At 70.4% G+C, this 9648-nt stretch carries 9 protein-coding genes; 7 read left to right on the forward strand and 2 right to left on the reverse strand.

From position 1 onward, the window contains the following. Positions 1–41 precede the first annotated feature (41 nt). The gene (locus ACWGE1_RS37580; RefSeq protein ID WP_453424959.1) at positions 42–2315 is read right to left on the reverse strand and encodes a transglycosylase domain-containing protein; all 2274 of its coding nucleotides are present in this window, start codon (positions 2313–2315) and stop codon (positions 42–44) included. A gap of 232 nt (positions 2316–2547) precedes the next feature. Here ACWGE1_RS37580 and ACWGE1_RS37585 point away from each other — a divergent pair, with 232 nt between their 5' ends. The 5 genes from ACWGE1_RS37585 (at position 2548) to ACWGE1_RS37605 (ending at position 7362) form a co-directional block, all read left to right on the forward strand. Then, positions 2548–3456 carry an SPFH domain-containing protein gene (locus ACWGE1_RS37585; protein WP_453424960.1) on the forward strand — a complete coding sequence of 303 codons (909 nt, stop codon included), beginning with the start codon at positions 2548–2550 and terminating at the stop codon, positions 3454–3456. Next, positions 3402–3686, forward strand: coding sequence for a hypothetical protein (locus ACWGE1_RS37590; protein ID WP_453424966.1), 285 nt, complete (start codon positions 3402–3404; stop codon positions 3684–3686). Before ACWGE1_RS37585 ends, ACWGE1_RS37590 begins: the two co-directional genes overlap by 55 nt. Before the next feature lie 114 nt (positions 3687–3800). Further along, complete coding sequence (locus ACWGE1_RS37595) at positions 3801–4325, forward strand: PadR family transcriptional regulator (RefSeq protein WP_453424961.1); 525 nt, start codon at positions 3801–3803, stop codon at positions 4323–4325. Next, complete coding sequence (locus tag ACWGE1_RS37600) at positions 4322–5011, forward strand: ABC transporter ATP-binding protein (protein ID WP_453424962.1); 690 nt, start codon at positions 4322–4324, stop codon at positions 5009–5011. The genes ACWGE1_RS37595 and ACWGE1_RS37600 overlap by 4 nt, the downstream gene beginning before the upstream one ends. Continuing rightward, on the forward strand, positions 5008–7362 hold the full coding sequence (locus ACWGE1_RS37605; protein WP_453424963.1) for an FtsX-like permease family protein: 2355 nt from the start codon (positions 5008–5010) through the stop codon (positions 7360–7362). The genes ACWGE1_RS37600 and ACWGE1_RS37605 overlap by 4 nt, the downstream gene beginning before the upstream one ends. Before the next feature lie 56 nt (positions 7363–7418). On the opposite strand, the gene ACWGE1_RS37610 is transcribed toward ACWGE1_RS37605, so the two are convergent. Continuing rightward, entirely contained in the window at positions 7419–8366 is a 948-nt protein-coding gene (locus ACWGE1_RS37610) for a hydrogen peroxide-inducible genes activator (RefSeq protein ID WP_453424964.1), read from the reverse strand. Positions 8367–8502: 136 nt separating this feature from the next. On the opposite strand from ACWGE1_RS37610, the gene ACWGE1_RS37615 reads away from it, so the two are divergent. Continuing rightward, the gene (locus ACWGE1_RS37615) at positions 8503–9057 is read left to right on the forward strand and encodes a peroxiredoxin (RefSeq protein WP_327264225.1); all 555 of its coding nucleotides are present in this window, start codon (positions 8503–8505) and stop codon (positions 9055–9057) included. Positions 9058–9060: 3 nt separating this feature from the next. Beyond that, positions 9061–9597, forward strand: coding sequence for an alkyl hydroperoxide reductase (locus tag ACWGE1_RS37620; protein ID WP_453424965.1), 537 nt, complete (start codon positions 9061–9063; stop codon positions 9595–9597). Positions 9598–9648: the final 51 nt, after the last annotated feature.

Below are 9648 nucleotides of genomic sequence, written 5' to 3' on the forward strand. Positions count from 1 at the left end.
GCCTTCGAGGAAGGCTGCGGGGCGGCGGTCCTTTCATGTGCCTAGCGCTCGGGAACCAGCGGCGGGTCCGGCGGCTTGGGAACGCCGCCGGTCTTGGTCGCCGTGGGCGACGGTGACTGCGACGGGGACTGCGTCGGGCCCGTCTTGGTCGCGGTCGGGGTCGGCGACGACTGCGTCGGCGACTGCGTCGGGCTGGTGCTCGCCGTCGGCGAGCTGGAGGTCTGGCTCGCCGACGGCGTCGGCGAGGCGCTGCGGGACGGCGCCTGGACGGCGCCCATGTCCGCCTCGCTCAGCTGGAACTTGCCCGTGTCCGCGCCCTTGAGGGCGGCGAGGGTGTACGCCTTCCAGATCGAGGCGGGGAAGCTGGAGCCGCCCAGACGGCCGAGGCCGGCCGTACCGGTCAGGGTGACCTGCTTGGCGGTGCCGGGCTCCTCACCGAAGATCGCGACGACGGTGACCAGCTCCGGGGTGTATCCGGAGAACCAGCCGGAGACGTTGGACTCGGTGGTACCGGTCTTGCCCGCGGCCTCGTAGGCGCTGCTGCGGACCTTGTTGCCGGAGCCGCCCTCGTCGTTGACGACGCCCGTGAGCACCTTGGTGACGGTGTCGGCGGTGCGCCGGCTGATGGCCTGCGTACCGATGGGCTGGACCGCCTCGACCTCGCGGTCCTTGTGCTCGGCCTTCTTGATGATGGTCGGCGTGACCTTCTTGCCGTGGTTGTCGAGGGTGGCGTAGACGGCCGCCATCTCCACGGTGTTGGCGCTCATGGTGCCGAGCGACATGGCGGGCTTGTCCTCGGGCCAGCCCTCTCGGTCCTTCATGCCGAGGGCCAGGGCCGTCTTCTTCACGTTGGGCGGCTCCACGTCCACGATCATCTGCGCGTAGACGGAGTTCACCGAGAAGTTGGTGGCTTCCTGGACCGACATCATCGGGGTGCCGAAGTTGCGGTCCTCCTGGTTCTGCGGGGCGAACGGGATGTCGCTGCCGACGACCGCGCGCTTGCTGGTGCCGTCGTAGAGCGCGTTCGGCGTGATCGGCTTGCCGTCCTGGGTCTTCGACCCGTTCTCCAGGGCGGAGGCCAGCACGATCGGCTTGAAGGTCGAGCCCGGCTGGTAGTCCTTGCGCAGGGCGTTGCTGGACCAGTGGTCCTTCAGGCTCGTACCGCCGTACATGGCGACGATGTGGCCGGTCTTCGGGTCCACGGAGGTGGCGCCGGCCTGCACGCGCTGGTCGATGGGGCGCTTCTCTACGTTCGTGCGCTCCAGCTTGGACTCCAGCTCTTCCTGCACGGCCGTCTCCAGCGCGGCCTGCTTCTTCGGGTCGATGTTCAGCGTGAACGTCCAGCCGCCGGCGTCGATCAGCTTCCGCTCGACGCCCTGGGCGTTGAGCTCGGCCTCGGCCGCCTGGACCAGGTAGCCCTTCTGGCCGTCCATGCCGGCCGGCGGCTGCGGCGGGAGCGGCTCCGGGAACTTCAGCGTCTTGCGCTTCTCCTCGTCCAGCTTCTTCATGTCGACCATGTTCACGAGGGTCGCGTCGTAGCGGATCGTGATCCGCTTCCTGGTGTCCTCGCTGGCGGTCGTCCAGTCGTACTGGCTGGGCGCCTGGACGAGGGTGGCGAGGTAGGCGCCCTGTTCCAGCGTCAACTGCCCGGCGTCGACTCCGTAGTAGGCCTGGGCCGCGGCCTGGATGCCGTAGGCGCCGCGCCCGAAGTAGCTCGTGTTGAGGTAGCCCGCGAGGATCTCGGGCTTCTTCATCTTCTGGTCGACCTTGAGGGAGATCACCAGCTCTTTGAGCTTGCGGGTCGCCGTCTGGTCCTGGGTCAAGTAGTAGTTCTTGACGTACTGCTGGGTGATCGTGGAGCCGCCGGCCTTGCCCCGGCCGGTGGCCGTGTTCCACAGACCGCGGGCCAGACCCTTGAAGTCGACGCCCTGGTCCTTGCGGAACGACTTGTTCTCGATCGCAATGAACGCCTCCTGCACGTCCATCGGGATCTTGTCGATCGGCAGGATCTCGCGGTTGACCTTGCCCTTGCTGGCCATGATCGTGCCGTCTGCGTACTTGTAGACGTTGCTCTGCTGGAGCGCCTGCTTGTTGGGGTTCGGCTGCTCCACGTAGAAGTAGAGGGCGACCAGCGCGCCCATGCCGAGCAGGGCCAGCCCGAAGAACGTGCCCAGAACCTTCTTCCAGGTGAAGAAGCGGCGTATGCCGGTGCGTTTGCCGGTACTTCCGCTTCCCTTGGCGCCCTTCGCGCGTCCGCTCGGCGCACGCCGCGCACTGCGCTGCTGCTGCGCCTTACGCACTTCTGCTCGGCCCATCGTTCCCGCTCCGCTCGATTGCCCCCCCGACGTCAGCTCAGAAAGCTAACACCGCAGGCTGTGTCAAAAGTTGGCCAACCGTGACTAATTCCGGTCATTTCGGACGTGAGAATCAGCACCCACATCACTGGAACCGACGCCCACCTAAGCCGAAGGGTTGCCGTAGCGCAAAAAAGTGATATCACTTTGCTAGGCGGTCCGACCGACCGCGAGCTGAGAAACGGGGCAAATCATGACGAACCAAAGCGCCACCCCTGACGCAGTACGGGAGTTCACCGCGCGCAGCGTCGGCGGCGGACTGGCTCTGCTGCTCGGACTGGCAGGTCTGCTCGCGAGCGCGGGCCTGGTCGTCCTCGGCGCGCTGGCGGCCGCCGTCGCGGTCAAGGCGGTCCTCATATCGGCCGGCGTACTCCTCAGCCTCGTCTCCGTGTTCGCGATGTGCGGGCTGAACACCGTGGCTCCGGGCGAGGCCCGGGTCGTCCAGCTGTTCGGCCGCTACCGGGGCACCATCCGCACCGACGGGCTGCGCTGGGTCAATCCGCTGATGTCCCGGGACAAGATCTCCACCCGCGTGCGCAACCACGAGACGCCCGTCCTGAAGGTCAACGACGCCTACGGCAACCCGATCGAGCTGGCGGCGGTCGTGGTGTGGCGGGTCGAGGACACGGCGCGCGCCACCTTCGAGGTCGACGACTTCACGGAGTTCGTCGAGACCCAGACCGAGGCGGCGGTCCGGCACATCGCCATCGAGTACCCCTACGACGCGCACGACGAGGGCGGCCTGTCGCTGCGCGGCAACGCCGAGGAGATCACCGAGAAGCTGGCGGTCGAGCTGCACGCACGCGTGGAGGCGGCCGGCGTGCACATCATCGAGTCCCGCTTCACCCACCTCGCGTACGCTCCTGAGATCGCCTCCGCGATGCTCCAGCGCCAGCAGGCGGGCGCGGTCGTGGCGGCCCGCAAGCAGATCGTGGAGGGCGCGGTGGGCATGGTCGAGCTGGCGCTGACGCGCCTCGCGGAGCAGGACATCGTGGACCTCGACCCGGAGCGCAAGGCGGCCATGGTCTCGAACCTGATGGTCGTCCTCTGCGGCGACCGCGCCGCCCAGCCGGTGGTCAACACGGGAACCCTCTACCAGTGACCCCGGGCGGCGAGGAGAAACCGGCGGGCCGCCAGGCACGCAAGCAGGTGCTGCTGCGGCTCGACCCGCAGGTGTACGACGCGCTGGCCCGCTGGGCGGGCGAGGAACTGCGCAGTGCCAACGCGCAGATCGAGTTCCTGCTCCGCCGCGCCCTCGCCGAGGCGGGCCGCCTTCCCTCGGCCCCCGGCCCCATCCCGCGCCGGGGCCGCCCCCCGAAGCCCGCTGACTGACCCGCACGCCCCGGTGGTGCCGGAATCCCGGCACCACCGGGGCGTGCGGCGTTCCCGGGGCGCCGCCGCCCTCTCTATACACTCCGCGTATACACGCAGTGTAGAGTCGCGGACATGTCCATCGGTCACACACTCCTGGGCCTCCTCGAGGCCGGCCCGTGCCACGGCTACGACCTCAAGCGCTCCTTCGACGAGAAGTTCGGTCACGACCGGCCCCTCGCCTACGGGCAGGTCTACTCGACCATGTCCCGCCTCCTGAAGAACGGCCTCGTCGAGGTCGACGGAATGGAGAGCGGAGGCGGCCCCGAGCGCAAGCGCTACGCCATCACCGACGCCGGCATCACCGACGTCGAGGCATGGCTCTCGCAGCCCGAGAAGCCCGAGCCGTACCTCCACTCGACCCTCTACACGAAGGTCGTCCTCGCCCTGCTCACCGGCCGCCGCGCCGACGAGCTGCTGGACACCCAGCGTGCCGAACACCTGCGCCTCATGCGCATCCTGACCCAGCGCAAGCGCAAGGGCGACATCGCCGACCAGCTCGTGTGCGACCACGCCCTCTTCCACCTGGAGGCGGACCTGCGGTGGCTGGAGCTCACCGCGGCCCGCCTCGACCAGCTCGCGCGGGAGGTCCGCCGATGACGGCCCCGGCCGGTTCCCTCCTCGCCGCGACGGACCTGCGCAAGGCGTTCGGAACCACCCAGGCGCTCGACAGCGCCGAGTTCTCCATCCACCCCGGCGAGGTCGTCGCCGTCATGGGCCCCTCCGGCTCCGGCAAGTCGACCCTGCTGCACTGCCTCGCGGGCATCGTCCCTCCGGACTCCGGCTCCATCACCTACGCCGGACGCGAGCTCACCTCCATGAGCGACGGCGAGCGCAGCGGGCTGCGCCGCACCGACTTCGGCTTCGTCTTCCAGTTCGGGCAGCTCGTACCGGAGTTGACCTGCGTGGAGAACGTCGCCCTGCCGCTGCGCCTGACCGGCGTCAAGCGCAAGGAGGCCGAACGCACCGCCCAGCACTGGATGGAACGCCTCCAGGTGGAGGACCTCACCGCCAAGCGGCCCGGGGAGATCTCCGGCGGCCAGGGGCAGCGTGTGGCCGTGGCCCGCGCCCTGGTCACCCGGCCCCGGGTGGTCTTCGCCGACGAGCCCACCGGAGCCCTGGACTCCCTCAACGGCGAACTCGTCATGCAGCTGCTCACGGAGGCCGCCCGGTCCGCGAACGCCGCCGTCGTGCTCGTCACGCACGAGACGCGCGTGGCCGCCTACTCGGACCGCGAGATCGTCGTACGCGACGGCAAATCCCGCGACATGGAGCGGATCGTATGAGCCGGCTCCAGGTCTGGGCCCGCGACCTCGCCATGGGCACCCGCTTCGCCTTCGGCGGCGGCCGCGAGGGATGGATCCGCACCCTGCTCACCGGCATCGGTGTCGGTCTCGGCGTCGCGCTGCTGCTGATCAGCACCGCGATCCCCGGCGCCCTCACCGCACGGTACGAGCGCGGCGACGCGCGGTCGACGATGCACTCCGACACGGCCGACGCGCCAGGACCCGACACCCTGCTGATCGCCCGCATCGGCCAGACGTACCGCCAGAAGGACATCGAGGGGCACATGGTCCGGGCCGAGGGCCCGGACGCCCCGCTGCCTCCCGGCCTGAAGAAGATCCCGGGCCCGGGCGAGATGGCCCTCTCCCCCGCCCTGGACGAGTTGTTGAAGTCCTCCGAGGGCGCCCTGCTGCGCGAACGGCTCGACGCGAGGGTCAGCGAGGTCGTCGGCGACCCGGGCCTGGTCGGCCCCGGCGAACTGCTCTTCTACCTGGGCAGCGACACCCTCCGCAAGAACGGCCCCGAGGACTACCGCGTCGAGCGCGTCACCGGCTTCGGCTACGAGGCGGACCGCGAGAACCTCGACCCCGTCCTCATGCTGATGGTCGTCCTGACCTTCGTCGCCCTGCTGATGCCCGTCGCCGTGTTCATCGCCACCGCCGTCCGCTTCGGCGGGGAGCGGCGCGACCGCCGGCTCGCCGCGCTGCGGCTGGTCGGCGCGGACAGCAGGATGGTGCGCCGGATCGCGGCCGGCGAGGCGCTGGCCGGCTCCCTGGTCGGACTGGTGCTGGGCACCGGCTTCTTCGCCGTCGGCCGCTCCCTCGTCGGCAGCGTCAGCCTCCAGCAGCGCAGCGTCTTCCCCGCCGACCTCGACCCGGCGCCCTGGCTGGCCGTCCTGGTCGCCCTCGCGGTGCCCGCGGCGGCGGTGGCCGTGACCCTGTTCGCGCTGCGCGGTGTGGTCATCGAGCCGCTGGGCGTCGTCCGTACGACCAGGCCCTCCCGGCGCCGCATCTGGTGGCGGCTGCTGCTGCCGCTGGTCGGCCTCGGCCTGCTGGTGCCCATGGGCGGCCGCGGCAACGACCACGGCCGGTTCAACCAGTGGCAGGTCGCGGGAGGCGTGGTGCTGCTGCTGGTCGGGATCACTGTGCTGCTGCCCTGGCTGCTGGAACGTTTCGTCGCGAGGATGTCCGCCGGCCCGGTCTCCTGGCAGCTGGCCGTACGCCGGCTCCAGGTCGACACCGGCGGCGCCGCCCGCCTCGTCAACGGCATCGCCGTGGCCGTCGCGGGCGCCATCGCCCTCCAGATGCTCTTCGCGGGCGTCGAGGGCGACTACACGAAGTCGACCGGCCAGGATCCCGGCAGGGCCGCCGTCGCGGTCATGGTGCACAGCGGCGCGAGGAGCAACATGGACGGCCTCGCACAGCGGATCTCCGCCGTGCCGGGCGTCACCCGCGCGGTGCCGCTGACCTCCACGCAGGGGGCCCACCGGGTACCCGCGGAGGCGGAGACGGTCCACGTGACCATCGGCACCTGCGACGCGCTCGGCGAGGTCGCGGTGCTCGACTCCTGCAAGGAGGGCGACGCCTTCGTCCTGACCGGTTCCACCTCGACCGACGACTTCTACGGCGGCAGGGCCGAGCCCGGCGACGAGCTGTTCGTCGGCAACGTGAGGCGGTACGAGTCCGAGACGGCCGACAGCCCCGCCCCGGTCAAGTGGAAGGTCCCGGCGGGCGCCCGCACGGTCGCCAGCCGGGAGGACCCCACCGGGCAGCTGCGCAGCGGCCTGCTGGTGACCCCGTCGGCCGCACCGAAGGAGATCGGCGACTTCCCGGACATGCGGATCTTCGTCCAGGTCGACGAATCCGGTCCGGACGCCCTGGACCGGGCGCGCAACGCCGTCTTCAAGACGGACCCGTTCGTCACGGCGATGACGCTGCGGGACAGCACGCGGGCCGCCGGCTTCTCCTCGATCCGCACCGGGCTGTTCTTCGGGGCGGCCGCCGTGCTGGTCCTGATCGGCGGGAGCCTGCTCGTCTCCCAGCTGGAGCAGCTGCGCGAGCGGCGGAAGCTGCTGTCCTCCCTGGTCGCCTTCGGCACCAAGCGCTCCACGCTGAGCCTGTCGGTGCTGTGGCAGACGGCCGTGCCGATCGCGGTGGGCCTGGTGCTGGCGGCCGGTGCGGGCGTGGGGCTGGGAGCCGTGCTGATGTCGATGGCCGCCCAGCCGGTACGGATCGACTGGCCGTCGGTGCTCGGGATGACCGGCGTCGGCGCGGGCGTCGTCGCCGCGGTGACCCTGCTCAGCCTCCCGCCGCTGCTGCGGCTGATGCGCCCGGACGGCCTGCGTACGGAGTGACCGCGGCACCGCCCCCGACCCCGTACGCCCGCTCCCGGCGACGCCCCCGGCGCCCCCTAGTCGGTGGGCCAGACCGGGAGGGGGCGTACGGCTTCGCGCAGGGCCGCGGCGATCGCCCTGAACTCCTCCTGCCGGGCGGTCCCCGTGCGCATGGCCAGGGCGATCCGCCGGGAAGGCGCGGGCTCGGCGAAGTACCCGGTGGAGAGGTACTCGTTGCGGGCGGTCTCCAGCCGCAGTGCGGTGCGCGGCAACAGCGTCACCCCGAGTCCCCCTGCGACCAGCTGTACGAGGGTGGACAGTCCGGCCGCGGTCGTCGTGACGTCCGCGCCGGTCGTCCGCCCCGCCTCCCGGCAGATGTCCAGGGCCTGGTCCCGCAGGCAGTGCCCCTCGTCGAGCAGGAGCAGCTGCAGCCCGCGCAGTTCCTCCAGCGGGATGTCCCGGCGCCCGGCCAGCGCATGCTCCCGGGGGGCGAGCAGAACGAAGTCCTCGTCGAAGACGGGCAGTTCGGTCACGCCGGGGACCCCCAGCGGCACCGCCAGCAGGAGCAGGTCCAGGCGTCCGCCGCCCAGCCCCTCCAGCAGGGAGGAGGTCTGCTCCTCGTGCACCTGGAGGTCCATCCGCGGGTAGCGCCGGTGGAACAGTCCGAGCACGGTCGGCAGCAGGTACGGCGCCACCGTGGGGATCACCCCGAGCCGCAGCACCCCGGTGAAGGGGGCCCGTACCGCCTCGGCCTCCTCCAGCAGCCCGCCCATGGCATCGAGCACCACCTGCGCCCGCGCGGCGATCCGCTCGCCCGCCGGGGAGAGCAGCACCTTGCGGGTGGTGCGCTCCAGCAGCTGCACCCCGAGGGCCTCCTCCAGCGCGGAGACGGCCCCGGAGAGCGCCGGCTGGCTCATGCCGATGGCCGCGGCGGCGTCCCGGAAGTGCAGATGCTCGGCGACCGCCGCGAAGGCGCGCAGCTGAGCGAGCGTCGGCTGCTTCGCTCCTCTATTACCGACAGCCACTGATAGGTACCTCCGATCACCCACCACAAGACTAGCTATTTCCGCAATCAATGCAGCTGTGCCAGCATGTGAGACACGTCCAACCCCATCGGAAAGCCCCCAAAAAGGGTCTATTTCCATTTCGCAAGGAGAGCGCGTGCTCACTGTTGGTGACAAGTTCCCCGCCTTCGACCTGACCGCCTGCGTCTCGCTCGAGGCCGGTTCCGAGTTCGCGCAGATCGACCACAAGACCTACGAGGGCAAGTGGAAGGTCATCTTCGCGTGGCCGCTGGACTTCACCTTCGTGTGCCCGACCGAGATCGCCGCCTTCGGCAAGCTGAACGAGGAGTTCGCCGACCGCGACGCGCAGGTCCTCGGCTTCTCGCTCGACTCCGAGTACGTGCACCACGCCTGGCGCAAGGACCACGCCGACCTGCGTGACCTGCCCTTCCCGATGATGTCCGACATCAAGCGCGAGCTGTCGGCCGAGCTGGGCATCCTGGGCGAGGACGGCCTGCCGATGCGCGCCGTCTTCATCGTGGACCAGAACAACGAGATCCAGTTCTCGATGGTGACCGCCGGCTCCGTGGGCCGTAACCCCAAGGAGGTCCTGCGGGTCCTCGACGCCCTGCAGACCGACGAGCTGTGCCCGTGCAACTGGAACAAGGGTGACAGCACCATCGACGCCGGCGCGCTGCTGGCCGGTGAGTGACGGATGTCCCTCGACTCCCTGAAGTCGGCCATACCGGACTTCGCCAAGGACCTGAAGCTGAACCTCGGTTCGGTCATCGGCAACAGCGATCTCCCGCAGCAGCAGCTGTGGGGCACCGTCCTGTCCTGCGCGATCGCCGCCCGCTCCGGTCGCGTCCTGCGTGAGCTGGAGCCCGAGGCGAAGGCGAACCTCTCGCCGGAGGCGTACACCGCCGCCAAGTCCGCCGCCGCGGTGATGGCGATGAACAACGTCTTCTACCGCACCCGGCACCTGCTCTCCGACCCGGAGTACGGCACCCTGCGCGCGGGCCTGCGGATGAACGTCATCGGCAACCCGGGCGTGGAGAAGGTCGACTTCGAGCTGTGGTCGCTCGCGGTCTCCGCGATCAACGGCTGCGGCCAGTGCCTGGACTCGCACGAGCAGGTCCTGCGCAAGGCGGGCGTCGACCGCGAGACGATCCAGGAGGCCTTCAAGATCGCCTCGGTGATCCAGGCCGTCGCCGTCACCCTCGACGCCGAGGCCGCCCTCGCCGCCGAGTAGGCGCGTCCCGTACGACGCAAGGGCCCCGCGCCCCATTACGGACGCGGGGGC

The sequence above is a fragment of the Streptomyces sp. NPDC054932 genome, assembly GCF_053610205.1.